Origin of the sequence: Nostoc sp. NOS(2021) (assembly GCF_017115025.1) — a bacterium.
GTDB lineage: Bacteria > Cyanobacteriota > Cyanobacteriia > Cyanobacteriales > Nostocaceae > Nostoc.
Genome location: NZ_JABXKM010000218.1, coordinates 38,636 through 58,408, shown reverse-complemented (window position 1 = coordinate 58,408; position 19,773 = coordinate 38,636). Strand labels below are relative to the sequence as shown.

Below are 19,773 nucleotides of genomic sequence, written 5' to 3'. Positions count from 1 at the left end.
TCTAACATCAGCGACAAGGAAACTGTTTGAGTAGTTGGAATATTTGCGATCGCTTGGCATTGAGCCGATTAAATCCTGGGCAAATTAACTCTTGGAATCGCAGCACAGGTTAAAGATGGTTGTACATGGGCTGGTTTAGCTGCAATTAACTCAACTTTGCCGTCAGCATTGCGATGCCAACTTGTGGCTTCGACGAGAACCTCCGGTGATGCTGGGATCTGGGCATTTAGCTCACCCGTTTTGCGGTAAGCAGACAAATCTCGCACATCGTCCCAAGTGCGATCGCTCGTCACCTGTTGAAGGGGATTTTGCGGCACACCACCCCGACCCGTGGCGACAAAACTACTACCATTCGTATTAGAACAACCTGTAGCAATTTGCTGGGATGGATCGGTGACATTTGCTGGTAGTTCCACTAAGCCGGAATTTGGATCAACGCCGATAGTATTAACTTGAACAGTGCCACTCAACCCAAATTGCGAACTGGCGGTGATGTCACTATCAGGTGTGAGTTGATTGCGTAACTTCAGCCCAAAGATGCCTTGGGTGGTGATTTGAATATTGCCCCCCCGGCCTTTAATCGCATTAGCAATAATGTCACTGTTTTCTAAGCCGGCGATGATCGGTGCATTAATGTTTATATTACCTCCATCACCATTACCACCTGCTGTTGCGGCGATCGCGCTATGGTGACGCAGCAGCAACAACTTCCCAACTTGTAAGTTAATATTACCTCCATTACCTGATTCTGTTTGTGCTTGGATGCTTCCTTGACGGTCTAATCGGATGGTATTGGCTGTGATGTTGATACTGCCACCATTGCCGCTACCTTGACTGGTGACACTGACTGTCCCGCCATCTCTCAGCGTTAGGCTCGGCGTTGTGATGCTGATCGTACCGGCATCGGCTGTCAGTATATTAGGCAAACGAAGTAGCTTCTGGAATGTTGGGTTTATGTGCATGGTAGACGAGTCGATGGCGCTATTTCTTAACTTAGTGCCACCACTAATTTGGATGGATTCTGTAGCATTTACGCTAATATCTCCTCCATGACCGACAAAAAACGAGCCTGTGGTAATTGTTCCCCCATCTAGCAGTTGTAACCTGGCAGTATCTAGTGTTATGCTTTTGGCATTTCCTCTACTGAAGGCAGTTGAGCTAATTACAGTGGGGCTAGGTCGGGAGCTACTTCCCCTGATGATGGTATCAATGTTGTGAATGATAACTTCACCACTGTCACCAACACCCAGCGACGCTGAAAACAATGCTCCACCATTAGATATTAGTAAACTATCGCCATTGACGAAGATATTACCTGCGTTCCCGGAACCGAATGTACTAGTGTTAATAACGCTGGCATTTGAATTGGTCAGCGAGAAGCCAGATATCTCTAGGGCTGAGGCATCGATCTGAATATTGCCACTGGCAGATACTCCATAGGTTATGCTACTTAATGCCGCTCCCTGCTGGAGGCTGAATCGGGGAGTAATGACGCTGATGTTACCACCAGTTCCAATCCCCAAGGTTTCACTCCGAACTCCGCTGGTTGTACCAGTCAGATCGATTCCTGCCGATGCCTGAAGATGCAGGTTGCCACCAGGGAGATTACCGAGATTTTGTGCCAGCGCCAGCGAACTATCGGTAAATTGGATCTCTTTACCCTGAATTTCAACCGAACCTGCATTCATCCCACTCACATCCAGCAGCGATCGCCCAGTGAGTTTAACGTCACTAAAGCTTTGCCCATTAGCATACCCAAGCGTATAACCCTGAGCATCTGGTATCAAGTTAACTAGCCCGATGCCACTCACACTGCCCAATTCAATTTGCCCTTGTTCGGCAGTCAGGGTTGCCCCATTCAGATTTAGATTACCACCCACCAACGCCAGAGTTTTTCCAGGCTGTACTCGCAGTTCTGTCGGACTAGGAGTGCGAGTGATGGAAGCTAGATTATTGGCAAGGCCTAAGGTTAAGGCATGTCCTGTGCCTTGAACGTTGATCGATGCGGGATTGCTACCCATTTGCAAACCAATGGGAACATTGATACTCAACAACGGGGCTGATTGAGAATTAATTGCGCTAAACTCAATACCATCGGCAAATTTAATACTGTTGGCAGTTGTACCAATAAACGAACCCCCGATGTTCAGTTTGGCATTGGCTCCAAAGATTATCCCACTAGGGTTGATCAACAACAAACTAATGGGGTTGTTGCTGTTAATCGTCTGAATTAAGCCATCAATATTAGATATATTACCGCCAGTAACACGGCTAAAGATGGTGGAAATGTTGGGCGTATTGATTAAGTTAAAGGTAGCTGAACCACCAGTGGGAACCGAAAACTGCCTGAAACTGTGAAATAGGTTACTGTTGGCGGCACTACCGTTAGTAATGGTGAAGTTATTGCCACTTTGGGAGACTGTAGTATTCAAGGTGCCATCGGGAGTTACTTGGGCACTCACAGATCTGCACCAAAGGAGCATCCCACCTGTCAGCATTACATTGATCAAACCCCAGCAAACAGAGGGTATTTTCATCGCTCGGTTTCCATTAATACTTAATATAAACAGGGTTCCCTAAACGGCATTGTGTTTGAACAGCATTAACAGTTTTAATTTAATAGTCATCTTGGTGTCGTTCTGTGAAAACGAAACTTGCCACAGCCATCGCAATTGCTCGAACTTCAGTTCCTAAGCGCAGCACAGGTTAAAGATGGTTGTACGTGGGCTGGTTTAGCTGCAATTAACTCAACTTTGCCGTCAGCATTGCGATGCCAAGTTGTGGCTTCGACGAGAACCTCCGGTGATGCTGGGATCTGGGCATTTAGCTCACCCGTTTTGCGGTAAGCAGACAAATCTCGCACATCGTCCCAAGTGCGATCGCTCGTCACCTGTTGAAGGGGATTTTGCGGCACACCACCCCGACCCGTGGCGACAAAACTACTACCATTCGTATTAGAACAACCTGTAGCAATTTGCTGGGATGGATCGGTGACATTTGCTGGTAGTTCCACTAAGCCGGAATTTGGATCAACGCCGATAGTATTAACTTGAACAGTGCCACTCAACCCAAATTGCGAACTGGCGGTGATGTCACTATCAGGTGTGAGTTGATTGCGTAACTTCAGCCCAAAGATGCCTTGGGTGGTGATTTGAATATTGCCCCCCCGGCCTTTAATCGCATTAGCAATAATGTCACTGTTTTCTAAGCCGGCGATGATCGGTGCATTAATGTTTATATTACCTCCATCACCATTACCACCTGCTGTTGCGGCGATCGCGCTATGGTGACGCAGCAGCAACAACTTCCCAACTTGTAAGTTAATATTACCTCCATTACCTGATTCTGTTTGTGCTTGGATGCTTCCTTGACGGTCTAATCGGATAGTATTGGCTGTGATATTGAGACTGCCACCATTTCCACTGCCTTGACTGGTGACACTGACTGTCCCGCCATCTGTCAGCGTCAAGTTGGGTGTAATAACGCTAACATTACCTGCATTCGCCGTCAGTATATCTGGCAAACTAAAGAATTGACGCAATTGCGAATTCAAGCGGACGCTAGACGAGTTGATGCTACTTTTATTGTTACGACTGCTACCACTAATTGCGATCGATTCGGTAGCATTGATGCTTACATTTCCCCCATTACCAATAAAGAATGCGGATGAACCAACTGTTCCTCCATCCAAAATTTTTAAATTGGCAGTATCGAGTATCAAGTCTTTGGTATTTCCGGTCGCAAACGTAGTTATACTAATGTTGCTATAAAGTCCAAAAGGATTTTCTCCCATTACTGTGGTATTTTTATTGTGAATTGTAACTTTACCACTGGAGCCACTACCAAATGTCACCGAAGACAATGAGGCTCCACCCGATATTAGTAGACTATTGCCATTTACGAAAACATCACCAGCATTCCCAGTACCTAGTGTGGCAGTATTAATGGCGGTAACGCTAGTAGGATTAGTGGGTGGGAAGCCAGACAGTTCAATCGCGGTTGCATCGATGTGGATATTGCCACTGGGAGCAGCTCCAAAAGTTGAGCTATACAACAACCCTCCCTGCTTGAGAGTCAGCCTGGGAGTAATGACGCTGATGTTCCCACTAGCTCCGATACCCAGAGCCTCACTACGTACCCCGCTCGGAATTGTGCCATCAGCTGTTGTGCCAATCAAATCAATCCCCTCTGTAGCCTGAAGGCGAATGTCGCCGCCGGGGAGATTGCCGAAATTTCGCGCCAGCACCAGAGAGCCATCGCTGAATTGAATGTGTCGCCCCCGAATTTGAACCGAACCTGCATTCACCCCACTGATATCTAATAGCGATCGCCCTGCTAGCTGAATATCACCAAAGCTTTGCCCATTTTCATATTTCAAAGTATAGCCTTGTGCAGTTGGGATTAAACTAACCAACCCTGCACCACTCACACTGCCTAATTCTACTTGCCCTTGCTTGGCGGTGAGAGTTGCCCCATTTAGATCCAGATTGCCACCCACTAAAGCTAGGGTTTTTCCCGGCTGTACCCGCAGTTCTGTAGCACTCGGATTTTGAGTGACAAGAGCCAGTCCACCGGGATTGCTCAAGGAGTGTCCTGTGCCTTGAACGGTGATTGATGCGGGATTGCTGCCCAGTTGCAACCCAATGGGAACATTGATGCTCAACAACGGAGTAGCTTGGGAATTAATCGCACTAAACTCAATACCATCTGCAAATTTAATACTGTTGGCAGTTGTACCAATAAACGATCCGCCAATATTCAATTGAGCATTTGCGCCGAAAATAATCCCACTGGGATTGAGCAGAAACAGATTAGCGCTACCATTCGCCCGTATTAAACCATCAATTTGGGAAACACTGCCTCCAGTGACGCGGCTGAAGATATTTTGAATATCTGAGGCGTTGTTAAAGAAAGCAGAGCCGTTGGTAGGAACTGAGAATTGGCTGAAGCTGTGGAACAGGTTGTTGCCAACTCGATTACCGTTGGTTATGGTAAAGTTATTGCCAGTTTGAGAGACATTAGTATTGAGGGTGCCATCAGGGGTTACTTGGGCGTTGGCAAAGCCGCACCAAAGTGGCATTAACATCAACGGCACTATTCCACCGCACAGACCTAAACAAATAGAGGTTGCTGTCATCGCCAAGCCTTTATTTATACTTTGTATTTAGGATGCCCAAAACCGTATGGTCTTGAACCATCAACTGGGCGATCGCCTCGATCAAAATGGCGAATAATTCACCGAGAAGTACAGCCCATTTTCTTGGAGCGATCGCCTTTCACCCTCCACTGAAATCAGGGGAATACCCCAATCAAAACGGGCCCAGAAGCGATCACCTTGTTTCCACAACAGCCCCAACCCAGTACTAAGAAGCATACTCTGCGATGGATTTTCGCCCTTGACATTCCAGCCTTTGCCAAAATCAATGAAGGGTGTCAGTTGCAGCACCCCACCAATCTTGGCAGCGCGGACAATGGGTACTCGAAATTCTGCCGAAAATAACAGACCATTATCTGTGAGTAATGCGTCTTGGCGATAGCCCCGTACACTTAGCTGTCCACCAAGACCAAATTGCTCCAAAGGCACTAAGGAATCTGCTGCCAATTGGAAATCGCCCCTGGCTAAAAATAGAGTGTCAGGTGCTAATTGCCGCACCCACTGCGCCTGTCCCCGCCATGCGAAAAAGCGGCTATCTGGTTCATTATTATTGACATTTGCACCAAACCAATCTACACCAAGGCTAAATTGCGATCGCGCCGCAAATACATATTGGTTGCTTCGTTGAGTATATTCTTGGAAAAAGCGCAGGGCAGAAATATTGGTTTTTCCGTTCGCATCTGCACCGGGCGAGAGTCGAAACGGCCCAATCTTATCAATACCCAACTCAGTTTGGCTTTCCTGACGCGAGAATGACAGCCCGATTGCCAACTCTTGGCTTGGTTTTTGCAGCACTGGTTGGCGATAACCCAATTCGTAAGACCGGGTATTTGACTGAATATCAAGGACGCTGAATGGCTTTTCAATCACGCGGTTCCATCCTTGGCTAAAACCAAAGGATACAGTGCCATTATGGGCATTGACCGGCAGGGTGTAATTAGCATTGATTGTATTACTGCCATCGGTATTGGCGTATCCCACGCTCAGGGTATCGCCCAAGCCCAATAAATTGGCTTCTTCCAGATCAACTCCCCGGCGAAAACTGCCGACACTGGGCGATCGCCCATTATCCAGGCTTGTCGTCAGCTTAAAAGTTTCTGCTTCTTTAACCTCAACTTGCAACACATTGGTTCCCGGATGCACGCCTGTTTGCAACTCGGCTGACAGGTTTTGAATCCGCGGATCGAGGCGGAGTAGTTGCAGCTTTTCCAGTAAGTGTGGTACATTTAGGGGTTTGCCAGCACCAAGTTGGATGCGATCGCGAATGTATTGACTGTGCAATCGTCGATTACCGATAATCTTGATTTCTTGCACACTACCCTCGATCACCTGAATTTTGATCACCCCAGTTTCTACTGTCTGCGTTGTAATCAATGCTCCTGTGGTTACATAGCCGTTATCAGTGTAGAGCTTGGTGATCGCATCTCTAACTTGCAACAACTCTGCAAACGTCAGTTCGCGTCCCACAAAGGGAGCTGTGACAGTGGCAAACTGTTCTGCTTTGAAAACTGTACTACCAACGACTTCAATGCGATCAACCCGAAATCTGGCATTAGGGTCATCCTGTCCCGGAATTGGCTGATTCGGTACTTTTGGGGATGGAAGCAATTGATTGTTGTCTGGTAACTTCGGCAGTACATCCGAAGGTAAGGGGTTGACAGGAATATCGTCTAACCGACCTGGGGGTAATGTCTGAGGATTAGGAGTTTGGGCCACAGCTACGCCCGTCGTAGACATCGCATCCTGATAGTTGCACAATACTGCTATCACAAAGCTGAGTGTTAGAGATCCAGCAAAAATCCTCAGTTTGCCCACTAACTTAACGACCTCTGGCTGATTTATAACCAAGGTTTTTCTAATCATTATTTGTAATTAAATAAATTACAGATTGAAACCTTAATAATTGAAAAGTATAACTAAATACCTTGCAGGTACTATACTTAACTTAAATTTTCCGAGAATAAAATCGGTAACATTACTGTTATTTATGTAAATTTTTATTCAAAAGTTCGCGGCGATAGCGTTGAGGTTGACCACACAACAATATACAGATGGGTGATGGACTACGCACCAGAATTAGAGAAGAGAGCCAGTAACAAAATCCCCTCACGGGGACTGAAACCATCACTTCTTAAAGATTCATATTTTTTGGCCATTGTTTCCACTAACAAAATCCCCTCACGGGGACTGAAACTCATCTGGAATCCTCATGAACTGAGTTGCATCCGACAAGGTTTCCACTAACAAAATCCCCTCACGGGGACTGAAACGCACATCTAAATTCTGAATGTGCCAATTGTGCTTGAGTTTCCACTAACAAAATCCCCTCACGGGGACTGAAACCAGAGTTCTGATATTTGCCGTGCTGAAGGCTCATAAAGGTTTCCACTAACAAAATCCCCTCACGGGGACTGAAACTAGCGATCGCTAAAGTATTGTTCTAGCAATTCTTCACGGTTTCCACTAACAAAATCCCCTCACGGGGACTGAAACGCGCTTAACGCATCGGGAGAGACAGCCATCGAAGTTCGAGTTTCCACTAACAAAATCCCCTCACGGGGACTGAAACGACCAATTAACCTGGGAGAACCCAGATCCATTCTGGTTTCCACTAACAAAATCCCCTCACGGGGGCTGAAACCTCCATTATTGAAGTAGGTTATAGGCGATTTTGATATCAGTATTCTCAGCTGACCTTGGGCTTTTTGAAGAAAAAGCGGTAAAACTTAGGTTGGCCAAGGTTTTTCCGCAATGCCTCCATGTAAATGTAAAACACTGGAGTCAGATAGAGAGTCAATATCTGAGAAAACAACAATCCCCCAACGATCGCAATACCCAAAGGACGACGCGCTTCTGAACCAACTCCCGTCCCCAAAGCAATAGGCAATGTCCCAATTAAAGCTGCCATCGTCGTCATCATAATCGGGCGGAAGCGAGTCAAGCAAGCGGCATAGATGGCATCATAGGAATTTTTACCTTCCTTTCGCTGGGCTTCAATGGCAAAATCCACCAGCATAATGCCGTTTTTCTTGACGATGCCCACTAGCAGAATGATGCCGATAAAAGAGTAAAGATTTAAATCAACCTGGAAAATCAGCAGCGTCAGTAATGCGCCAAAACCCGCCGAAGGTAGACCGGAAAGAATAGTGATCGGGTGAATGAAATCCTCATAGAGGATACCGAGAATCAGATAGATGACTACAATAGACACCAACAACAGCGCACCTAAATCGTTGAAGGACTGTTGGAAGGTTTGGGCTGAACCCTGAAAGCTGGGGGTAATTGTTGAGGGTAGCAACTCACTGGCTGCTTGCTTGATGGCATCTGTAGCCTGACTTAGAGACGTTCCTGGGAGCGTGTCAAAAGAGATAGTCGAAGAGGGGAGTTGAGCAACGTGAGCGACGGTGAGAGGGCCGACATTCTGGGTGATATTAGCGATCGCACTCAGGGGAACCTGTTTGCCAGTACTCGATTGCACATATAGTAATGATAGGGCGCTGGGATCTCGCTGAAACTCCGGTTTCACTTCTAAGATTACATAGAATTGGTCATTTGGGGTATAGATAGTGGAAACCTGGCTGGAACCATAAGCAGCGCTGAGGGTTTGTTCAACCTGTTGGGCGGTAATCCCCAGAGTTGCAGCTTTGTTGTGGTCAACTTGGACTTGAATTTGGGGAGTGCTGAGTTGTAAATCGCTGTCAACGTCCCGGAGTCCTGGTAGGGTTTTGACTTTATCCACAAGTTTGGGAACGTATTGGCGCAAGTCTTGTAAATTCAAGCTCTGCAACGTGAACTGATAAGTAGAATTAGTTTGTTGACCACCGATGGGAATAGCTGGCGGAGAGCGGAGGAATGTTTTAATCCCAGTTGTGCGTCTTAACTTGGGGGTTAACTCTTGAATGATTTGGTCAGCACTGAGTTGACGTTGAGAACGTGGTTTTAGCCGAATGGTAATTCGCCCACCGTTGACTGAACCGTTCGGGCCACTTGCACCCACAATTGAGTCAACTGCTTCAATGTTGGGGTCTTTACGAATGATATCAACAACCGTTTGCTGGTGACGCAGCATATCATCAAAAGAAATATCTTGTGCGGCTTTCGTGTTCGCCATCAGTTGTCCGGTGTCTTCCGTAGGAATAAATCCTTTGGGAACGATGACGAACAAATAGACGGTCATTAGCAGCAGAATGCCAGAACCAATGAGTGTCATCAGGCGGTATTTTAAGATGGGCTTGAGCGTCCAATCATATCCCCGCAGTAGTAAATCAAATCCCCCTTCTAAGACTCGATAGAGCCGATTTGGTTTTTGCTGATGCGATGAACTTAAGAAACGACTGCACAACATTGGGGTGAGACTGAGGGAAACAAAACCCGAAACCAAAATTGCCACTGCGATCGTCACGGCGAATTCATGAAATAATTTACCGATTATTCCACTCATAAACATGATCGGGATGAACACCGCCACCAAGGAAAGGGTCATTGACAAAATTGTGAAGCTGATTTCCCTTGATCCCTTCAATGCTGCGTCTAGGGGAGATTCGCCCATTTCCCGATAACGGACGACATTTTCCAACACAACGATCGCATCATCCACGACAAAGCCCACGGAGAGGGTCAACGCCATGAGTGAGATGTTGTCTAGGGAGAAGCCCGACAGATACATCACGGCAAAAGTGCCAATGATGGCTACAGGTAGTGCCAAACTGGGAATCAGCGTCGCCGTGACATCACGCAAGAATAAGAAAATCACCAAGACAACTAGACAAATCGAGAGAACCAAGGTAAACTTCACATCGTTGACAGAGGCTCGGATGGTTTGGGAGCGATCGTACATAATCCCCATCTCAATGGATTTGGGAACTTGTTCGCGGAGCGTAGGTAAAAGTTCATTGATGGCATCAACAATATTTACAGTGTTAGCTCCGGGCTGCGGCTGCACAGCGAGAACAACAGAATGGCGGTTTGTCACCTTGTTATCGCTATACAAATTTGAGACTTTGACGTTTTGTTCACTGTCAATCACGTCCCCCAAATCCTGGAGGCGCACGGGCGCACCATTGGCGTAAGTTACAATAAGTTGACGATAGCCGGCAGCGTCGGTAAGTTGACCGTTCGCCTGAATCGTATAATTTTTGTAAGCGTCAGAGAGACTGCCGGTTGGCAAATCAACATTTCCCTGTTGAATTGCAGTTTTTACCTGATTTAGACCAATTCCCCTCGATGCCAACTCTCGCGGGTCAAGCTGCACGCGGACTGCATATTGCTGTTGACCATAGACCTGTACCTGAGCAACACCATCAATCATTGAGATTGGCTGACCAACTGTTACCTCTGCGTATTCATCTACTGTCGAGATTTGCTGTGTCTCAGAATACATATAGAGGTAGAGAACCGGTGAGACAGACGGGTTAACTTTGCGGTAGGTGGGCGGGTGAGGCATTCCGGCGGGCAGTTGTCCGGCTGCGGCTGAGATGGCTGCCTGTACATCTTTGGCGGCATCCTCCACTCTGCGGCTAAAGTCAAATTGTAGGGAGATGCTGGTGCTGCCAGTTGAACTGGTGGAATTGAATGAATTTAGTCCGGCAATTTCGGTAAACTGTCTTTCTAGGGGTGCGGCGACCGAAGATGCCATTGTTTCGGGCGTGGCACCAGGGAGACTAGCAGAGACAGAAATAAAAGGATATTCAACGTTGGGCAGCGCACTGATGGGTAACAATACATAACTCATCAGACCGAAAATGAGGATACCCATCATCACCAAGGTGGTCATGACTGGACGACGAATGAAGAGTTCTGAAAGGTTCATGGGTTTTATTCTCCCAGAAATGTGATGGGGATGCGATCGCTAAATAGCAATGCGCTTGGGTTAAGGCTTAACTCTTTGTCAAAGTCAATTTTTTAAACGTAGACGCGGAGCGGCTTGCCGCAGGCTACCGCAAAGGACGCAAAGAACGCAAAGGAAGAGAAGGAAGAGAAGGAAGAGAAGGAAGAAATGCTTAACTGAAACTGTATTGAAATATAATGTCAACGTGAGTTTGATAAATGCGTGATAGGTGCAACGGCTCTATCTCTGATTTTTAAACATCTCTAACGCCTCCTTCACTGCTTCTTGAACAACTGGATCTGGATCTTCTAAAAGCTGTGATACAAACTCCACAGCCTCAAATGCTTTTATTTTTCCTAAAGCAAACGCCGCTCGACTCCGAACCCATTTGCTAGGGTGTTTAAGTCCTTGAATTAATGCATCTACTGCTCGAAGTTCTTCGAGTACTAGTACTACAGAAAAGCCGGAATCATATTTTTCATCTTGCAGCAGATTAAGAAGAGTATTAACTACTTTAGTTTTCAGGCTACTTGGTGGAATTTCTATTCCATAGGTATTGCTCATATATAGGTCGTTATGAAGTAGTTGTACGGGTTTCCAAGAGGAATCTTCAGGAAATGTTTTCAGAAATCTTTCGAGAGCTAAGTCTGTAATTCCTGAGTTGTATTTTCGATATGCAGCAGCATACTTTTTCTCATCTTTCTCTATGTAACCTTTGCAATCGATGAACAACCCCCCAGTCTCGTAAGATTCTGCCAGAGTCAACATCATGGATGTTAAATTGGTGTATTGCAGTGAAATTTCGGCAATTTCAGAGATATGAATTACAGGAGAAGTTGTTTGTTCATCATCCGTTGCAGCAACTGCTAAAAACTCAATATCTGACATGCAGATTGGGAAGACAGGTTTACCTGCATACTTATACATCAGGGCTATTTCTTCATGTTCTTCTACCCAAGTTTGAGCCTCTTTCGCTGCTGACTCTAAACTTAGAAGAAACATATAATAAAATATCCAATCATCTGCACAATCATATTTGGGATATCCATTTGACCATTCATAAATTTCCTGAACTTCTTGGGATACTTTAAAAGATAGGGTACTCAACACATTATCTATTTCTAATGGACTTAAACCTGATGCCAATGATGCAATCTTTGCTGGATGATTTTCTTGAAACCAGTAATGAATTCGGTCTAATGCATCTTTAATATCTGACATAAGTGTTTAATTCGTAATTCGTAATTCGTAATTGAGAAAATCAGAAGTAGGGTGTGTTATGCCGTAGGCTAACGCACCTTGAATTGTTGACGGTGCGTTAGTTGAAAGCGTAACTATATTTAAATTTCTTAACTCTCTGTGTCCTCTGCGTCTCTGCGGTTCGTTTAAAAAATAATTAATTTTTACAACTCATTTAGGATTGCGATAGATTCTCTAACTCAGTCAGTTGTAAACTGCTATTGCTTCTTGAATATCACGATCGCCCGCCTGAAAATGAAAACACCCGCCGGAACTTAACTTGACTAAGCTTTTTCCGCCATGATTCCATATATATAAAGAACACGGGAGTTAAATACAGGGTCAATATCTGAGAAAATACCAGTCCACCCACAACTGCAATACCTAGAGGACGGCGGGATTCGGAGCCAGCCCCAAATCCGATCGCGATCGGTAAAGTTCCCATTAATGCTGCCATCGTCGTCATCATAATCGGGCGGAAGCGCACCAAGCAAGCTTGATAAATCGCCTCAGAGGGCTTTTTCCCTTCATTTCGCTGGGCTTCAATGGCAAAATCCACCATCATAATGCCGTTTTTCTTAACGATGCCCACCAAGAGAATTATGCCGATGAAGGAGTAAACATTCAGTTCGACATGGAATATGATCAGCGTTAACAATGCGCCAAAACCTGCTGAAGGCAAACCGGAAAGAATTGTAATTGGGTGAATGAAATCCTCATAGAGAACACCCAGGATCAGATAAATTACTAAGACTGCGATCGCTAACAATAAACCCAAACTCGGCAGTGAACTCTGAAATACCTGACTTGCGCCCTGAAAGTTCGTGCTAATACTCGCAGGAATCACCTGATTAATCAGTTCTTCAATCTCTTGGTTGGCATTTCCCAAGGACACACCGGGCGCGAGGTTAAAGGAAATCGTAGCGGCGTTCATCCGACCGTTATGATTGACCATTAATGGGCTGACTCCCTGAGATAGTTTGGCAAATGTCTTCAGAGGAACTGCTACTCCTGTGCTGGAGTTAATATATAATGTCAACAAAGCATTGATATTCTCCTGATATTGGGGTGCTAATTCCAGAATCACTTGATATTCATTGGTCGCTGCATAGATGGTTGACACTTGGTAAGAGCCATAGGCACTTCTTAAGGTATTTTCGATTTGCTCGGCGGTGATCCCATAAGTTGAGGCTTTATCGCGGTCAATGTCAATTTGAATCTTAGAAGCAAACTGTAAATCGCTGTTGACATCCTGGAGTTCTGTCAAGGTCTTCATCTTGAGAACAAGTTGAGGAACATACTCCTGCAAGGGTTTGACATCTGAACTCTGGAGTGCCAATTGATAAAGTCCCGTGCTTTGTTGAGCGCCAATGGGAATCGCTGGGGGATTTTGTAAGAATACTTGGATGCCGGGAACAGTGGCGAGTTTGATTCGCAAATTTTGCACGATTTCGTCGGCACTAAGTTGGCGCTGCGATCGCGGTTTTAACCGAATAAACAAACTACCAGAATTGGCTGCAACTGCTGCCCCACCGCCACTTCCACTCGCTCCCGCCCCAATATTGGAGTTGACTGCATCCACGTTCGGGTCTTGGCGGATCAGGTTAGCAACTGTCTGCTGATGCTGGACAAGATTATCAAAGGATGCATCCTGGGCTGCTTGGGTAATGCCTGTAATTTGTCCGGTATCTTCGCTAGGAATAAAGCCTTTGGGAACGATCACCAACAGCCCAACTGTCACCACCAATAGAAAGCCAGATAAAATCATCGTGGTGAGGTGATATTTTAAGACTTTTTTGAGACTCCAATCGTACAAACCGAGGAAGCGATCAAAGACATATTCGGAAGCTTGATATAACCGACTTTGATGGGCATGATCCACCGGACGCAGAAAACGACTGCACAACATCGGAGTCAGACTCAAAGACACAAAACCAGATACGAGAATTGCCACTGCGATCGTCACCGCAAATTCATGAAATAATCGTCCCAGCACTCCACTCATGAACAACATCGGGATGAAGACTGCAACTAAGGAAAGGGTCATTGATAGGATGGTGAAACCAATTTCTCTCGACCCATTCAACGCCGCTTCTAGTGGACGTTCCCCCATTTCCATGTGACGAACGATATTTTCCAGCATGACGATCGCATCATCCACGACGAAGCCCACGGAAAGGGTCAACGCCATCAGCGACAGGTTATCTAGTGAGTATTGCAGCAAATACATTACCGCAAAGGTACCAATCAGCGAAACGGGTAACGCCAAACTGGGAATCACCGTCGCCGAGAGGTTCCGCAAAAATAGGAAGATTACTAAGATAACTAGAGCGATCGTCAGAATCAAGGTAAATCTGACATCATCTACTGAGTCTCGAATTGACTGAGACGCATCATAGAGAATCCCAATTTCCACGGATGCCGGAATCTGCGATCGCAAATTCGGGAGCAATTTCTTAATCGTGTCTACGACTTGCACCGTATTGGTTCCGGGCTGTCTTTGAATGGTGAGAATAATGGCGCGGGTATTGTTGTACCAGCTTGCTAGCTTGTCATTTTCTACACTGTCAATGATCTGACCCAGTTGATTGAGATAGATGGGCATTCCATCTTTATAAGACACAATCAACTGGCGATAAGCAGCCGCATCCTGGAGTTGTCCGTTGGTTTGGACTGTAAAATTCTTGTGATTTCCCGAAAGGCTGCCGGTAGGCAAATCGACGTTACCCTGTTGAATCGCCGTCGCCACCTGATCTAGCCCAATTTGCCGTGTTGCTAATTGCTGCGGATCAAGTTGAATTCGAGCCGCATACTTTTGGGAACCGTAGACAGCTACCTGTGCCACCCCATTGATTGTAGATAGCTTTTGCGCCAGATAAGTCTCAGCATAATTGTCTACCTGAGAAAGGGGCAGAGTGGGAGAGTCCAGGTAAAGGTAGAGAATCGGTTGATCGGCGGGGTTAACCTTGCTGTAGGTGGGAGGATTGGGTAAATCGGTCGCAATTTGCCCCGATGCTCCCGATATCGCTGCTTGCACATCCTGCGCCGCGTCATCAATATTCCGACTCAGGTTAAATTGCAGGGTAATTTGAGTCTGTCCCAAGGTGCTAGTTGAGTTGAGCGAATCGAGTCCAGCAATGCTGGAAAATTGCTTCTCTAGGGGACGAGCAACCGATGCTGCCATCGTTTCCGGGCTGGCTCCCGGTCGGGAGGCACTTACCTGAATTGTGGGATAATCCACACTTGGTAAATCGCTGATTGGCAGTAAGCGATAACTCATGAAACCGAAGATCAAAATTGCCGCCATCACCAGAGTCGTCATGATCGGGCGGCGAATAAATGGCTCTGAAAGGTTCATGAATCACCTCCGCCTGACTTCGGCGCATGATTTCTTTTTGACTTCGAGGAATTTCCATCGGCATTTGAGTTATTGCCGGCTGTTTTGATGCGGATTTTGCTACCGGAAACGAGATTCGCTTGACCATCGGTGACAATTTTATCGCCTGGTTGCGGCCCTTTCTGAACCACATCTAGCCCATCAATGCTGCTGCTGACTGTAACTGGAACATTTTCCACCGTCATATCTGGCTTAACGACAAAGACAAACTGTCCATCTGGGCCATTCTGCACGGCTTGGGAGGGAACAACCGTTGCATTCGGTTCTTCAGTCAGCGTTAGGGTTGCATTCACAAATTGACCGGGAAACAAATGTCCCTGAGAGTTGTCAAAGTCGCCAATCAGTTGAATTGTCCCCGTGGTGTTATCGACCGTATTATTGACAAATGTCAAAGTACCGGGTACAGAATGAGCTTGATCGTTGGGAAACGTCACATCTACCTTCAGCTTGCCATTCTGCATATACTTTTGTACCTGGGGCAGATTTGTTTCGGGAATGGAAAAAGCAACTTGAATCGGGCGAATTTGGGTGAGGGTAACAAGTGGAGTCGTGCTGTTGGCTTGCACCACATTGCCCTGAGTCACCAGAATATTGCCAGCGAGACCATTAATCGGCGCATAAATTTTGGCGTAAGACAATTGCACTTTGGTATTGTCCAATGCTCCCTGGTCGGAACTGACAACAGCTTGAGCATTCGCGATCGCAGCTTGATCGCCCTTGACAACTGCGCCAGCATTAGCCAGCGCCACTTGATCGCTTTTCAAAACAGCCTGAACATTAGCGATCGCTTCTCGATCTGCTTGCAGGGTTGCTTGAGCTGTGCGGATGTTGGCAACGTATTGCTGTGCTGTATCCAAACTGATCGCGCCCTTCTTGTACAATGCACCATAGCGATCGCTCTGTCCCTGAGCAAAATCTACTTGTGCTTGATCCTTCCCCACAGTCGCCTGGGCTTGTCGCACAGAGGCTAGGTCTTTAATTAAAGTCGCCCTGGCTTGGTCTACCTGACCCAAGTCTCTAGTTAATGCAGCTCTTGCTTGTTGTACCGAAGCTTGGTCTTTGGCGACAGTTCCTTGAGCTTGCTGGATTGCAGCAGTTTGCGATCGGTCATCCAGGGTAAACAAAAGTTGTCCCTTTTTCACTTCTTGACCTTTCTTGAAATAAACTCCAATGATCCGTCCACTGGCTTCGGGCGTAATCGATACCGTAGACCCCGATTGCACATTGCCGATCGCCTGCAATTGTATCGGAACCGTTTTTTGTGTCACCATTGCCACGGTTACAGGTGTCACTTGCTGCTTATTACGATCAGCTTTTCCCGTTTTCTCTGTCTTAGCTGCACCCGCATGGATACCAAGAAAAACCAGCCCAGCCAGCACCATCACGCCCAAAATTACCAAAATAATCTTTCTTGGCGATCGCGGTAGCTTCGGTTCTATCCTGTTCTCAGTCAAATCGTTAGAAATTTCATGGTTCATTAGAACCTCCAGTGGATTTTAGTCGGGGTTGAAATCCCTTTATGTAACTCTCTTCTCTACGAGACGCTACGCGAACAATTTTGAATTTTGAATTTTGAATTGTTATGACTTACTTGTTGTATTACTAACTTTGGTATTTGGGAATGTTAAGTTACTCATAGTAAGTTAGCCTCCGTCTATTAACTAGGGTATTTTGTATTAGCGAAAAACCGCAGATAGTGACTCGACGCTCCATAAAGGTTTTTATATAAAAACCAGGTATCAAGCACTAACTCCAGGAGAGCAATCAACACCCAAATTGCTAGAGAAACAGTTACAGGTAGGCTGAGATCGGGAAACTTCCTTTGCAAATCGATAATCCCAAATAACAGCAAAAACAGGAGCGAAACTCCCAACAGAAAGGACAACTTGACGATCGCCAGAATGAAACGGCTCATCTCTAGGATGCGATTGTAAAGCCTGGAAAATCCCTCTAGGATTTCTTCCATGTTATTGATGACAAGTAAAATTTGTTGTCGGTGCAGATGGGTAGCTAAGGAGCATTGTTGCTCCACTTGCGCCCATTCATATTCATTCTTGAAATTATCTAAAAGCTTGTCTAAAGGTAGCACTTGAGAGCTAGTTGCCCAGATTGGTAAATCCTTTAAATGCAAGGGGACTAAATAGTTAATCAGCGCTATCAGAGTTTCATCAAAATTACTGAGTTCGGCGGGAAGAGACTGAGTTAGACGAATAAGTTGGTCAATCTGAATCTGAAGTGTATAGTAGTCCTCATGCCGCCTTTGAGCGATCAACTGACTATTAAACGTGAGGAAAACAATTAACACCCCCAATAAAGCAGCTAGGGACTGGGATACAGCAGAAAAGAATTCAATCGCCACCTGTTTAGGCACTGTCAGCCAGGGAGCGTTTTCCCGCATAGCAAAAGCCAAGGTGGCAACAAATACAACCCCTACGATCGCTAGCTGATGGCGGGTAACAGTAACTATGACTGTCCGCACTAGGGGAGTGTTACTGAGTTGAACCAGGATTTGGAGACCTGGGACTGGTTCACAAATTTGAAGTCGTTGGGCTTTGCGGGTTGACATGATTGAAATATACAGTTCCTGACCTAGTAATTCGTAATTCGTAATTCGTAATTCGTAATTAAGAATTAATTAATTATGAATTCTTAATTAATTGAGGGTACAGAGCAAATCAATTTATTCATGAAAAAAAATAAATTTGATTCCTTATTCAGAGCCACCTGCATTTATGCGTCGGTTAATAATTACGAATTACGTTAGCGTAGCGGTAGCGAAGACCGAGCGTCATTACGAATTATCATGACTTGTTGACGATACTAGATATTGTCAAAAGTAACCGTATATTTATTGGCCACGCTGTAAACTTACATGATTGGCCCCGGACTGAATCAATTTGCTCAAATCAGCAACGGCGCTAGCATACTGAGGATCAGCTGGTGTCCCCAAGGTTCGGTTTTGCACTAATGCTTTCTGTTGTGCCTCGGTTAACTCCACGGTAATATCTGGTGCAATGCCGACATGATTGATATCTCGACCTTTCGGTGTGTAGTATTTGGCGATCGTTAGTTTCAGCGCCGAACCATCCTCCAGTGGCTCTACGGATTGAACTAAACCTTTACCAAAGGTGCGAGTCCCTACTAACCTGGCGCGATTGTCATCTTGCAGCGCTCCCGACAGAATTTCGCTGGCGCTAGCAGATCCCTTATCGACCAGTATTACTAAGGGTTTGTCGGTGAGAGGATGTCCCGACGCATTGTAGCTATCTTTAACTTGGTCTCGATTTACCAAAGACACGATCGCCCCTTGCTTCAACCACATACTGGCAATTTGCAAACTCGCATCCAGCAGTCCACCTGGATCGGAACGCAGATCCAAAACGTAGCCCTGCACCTGCTGTTTTTCTAATGCTTGAATTGCCCGATGCATCTCTGCTGCCGCAGTTTGCGTAAACTCTGGCAAACGGATGTAACCAATCTTACCCACTGCCGTTGTTTGCGTGTTGTAAGTTACAGGATGGATCGCAATATTTGCGCGGGTAAGTTTGAAAGTTTGCGATTGGCTACCCCGTTGAATCGTGAGTACTACCTTGGTTCCCACTGGGCCGAGAATCCGCTTAACGGCATCCTCAATTTTCATTCCCTGAGTTATTTGACCGTTAATCTGGACAATTACATCGTCGGGCAAAATACCCGCTTTAAAAGCAGGCGTTCCTTCAATCGGGGCAATAACGGTTAAGGCTTTGGTTTTTTCATTCTGTGCCAGTTCCAGCCCGACACCACTAAGGTTGCCAGAAAGGTCGTTATTTAAGGCTTGAAATTCCTGGGGGTCGAAAAATTCTGTGTAGCGATCGCCTAATTTAGCCACCATTTCTTGAATCGCCCCATAAGCCTGTTTCTTGGAAGTATAGGAACGGCTAATATACTGCTGTCGAATTGCTTTCCAATCTTGATGGTTAAAGCTGACATCAACATAGTTTTTATCGAGGATTTGCCACACCTCATCCACCATTTGTTTAGGGCTAGGTTGGGGTTTACCTAGAGCTTTTGAAGTGTAGAGACTAGTTCCTGCCAGGATTGTTGCTATAACAACGAGTTCTATCTTGACGATCAATTTTTGCTTGAACATAGTTTAACTATTGAAGAAGAATACAC

Annotated in this window: 9 protein-coding genes and 1 CRISPR repeat array; all 9 genes read right to left on the bottom strand. The window is 45.9% G+C overall.

Annotated elements, in window-relative coordinates:
• Positions 1-68 precede the first annotated feature (68 nt).
• Positions 69-2,537 carry an S-layer family protein gene (locus HWQ41_RS23510; RefSeq protein WP_292768285.1) on the bottom strand — a complete coding sequence of 823 codons (2,469 nt, stop codon included), beginning with the start codon at positions 2,535-2,537 and terminating at the stop codon, positions 69-71.
• 146 nt (positions 2,538-2,683) lie between these two features.
• Complete coding sequence (locus HWQ41_RS23505; protein WP_292768313.1) at positions 2,684-5,086, bottom strand: S-layer family protein; 2,403 nt, start codon at positions 5,084-5,086, stop codon at positions 2,684-2,686.
• A 132-nt stretch (positions 5,087-5,218) separates the two neighbouring features.
• Positions 5,219-7,018, bottom strand: a complete 1,800-nt coding sequence (locus HWQ41_RS23500; protein ID WP_292768282.1) for a ShlB/FhaC/HecB family hemolysin secretion/activation protein — start codon at positions 7,016-7,018, stop codon at positions 5,219-5,221.
• Between the two features lie 222 nt (positions 7,019-7,240).
• A CRISPR array of direct repeats spans positions 7,241-7,796; the repeat unit is 37 nt; unit sequence GTTTCCACTAACAAAATCCCCTCACGGGGACTGAAAC.
• Positions 7,797-7,841: 45 nt separating this feature from the next.
• Positions 7,842-10,964, bottom strand: coding sequence for an efflux RND transporter permease subunit (locus tag HWQ41_RS23495; RefSeq protein WP_292768279.1), 3,123 nt, complete (start codon positions 10,962-10,964; stop codon positions 7,842-7,844).
• A 258-nt stretch (positions 10,965-11,222) separates the two neighbouring features.
• Positions 11,223-12,203 (bottom strand): HEAT repeat domain-containing protein, encoded by a 981-nt coding sequence (locus tag HWQ41_RS23490; RefSeq protein ID WP_292768277.1) that lies wholly within the window; start codon positions 12,201-12,203, stop codon positions 11,223-11,225.
• Between the two features lie 253 nt (positions 12,204-12,456).
• Complete coding sequence (locus tag HWQ41_RS23485; RefSeq protein ID WP_292768274.1) at positions 12,457-15,579, bottom strand: efflux RND transporter permease subunit; 3,123 nt, start codon at positions 15,577-15,579, stop codon at positions 12,457-12,459.
• A complete protein-coding gene (locus HWQ41_RS23480) occupies positions 15,576-17,096 on the bottom strand; it encodes an efflux RND transporter periplasmic adaptor subunit (RefSeq protein ID WP_292768272.1) in 1,521 nt (506 codons plus the stop codon). The genes HWQ41_RS23485 and HWQ41_RS23480 overlap by 4 nt, the downstream gene beginning before the upstream one ends.
• 179 nt (positions 17,097-17,275) lie before the next feature.
• Positions 17,276-18,184: a hypothetical protein gene (locus HWQ41_RS23475; RefSeq protein ID WP_292768269.1), complete on the bottom strand. Its 909-nt coding sequence runs from the start codon at positions 18,182-18,184 to the stop codon at positions 17,276-17,278.
• Positions 18,185-18,466: 282 nt separating this feature from the next.
• Positions 18,467-19,747 carry a S41 family peptidase gene (locus tag HWQ41_RS23470; RefSeq protein WP_292768267.1) on the bottom strand — a complete coding sequence of 427 codons (1,281 nt, stop codon included), beginning with the start codon at positions 19,745-19,747 and terminating at the stop codon, positions 18,467-18,469.
• Positions 19,748-19,773: the final 26 nt, after the last annotated feature.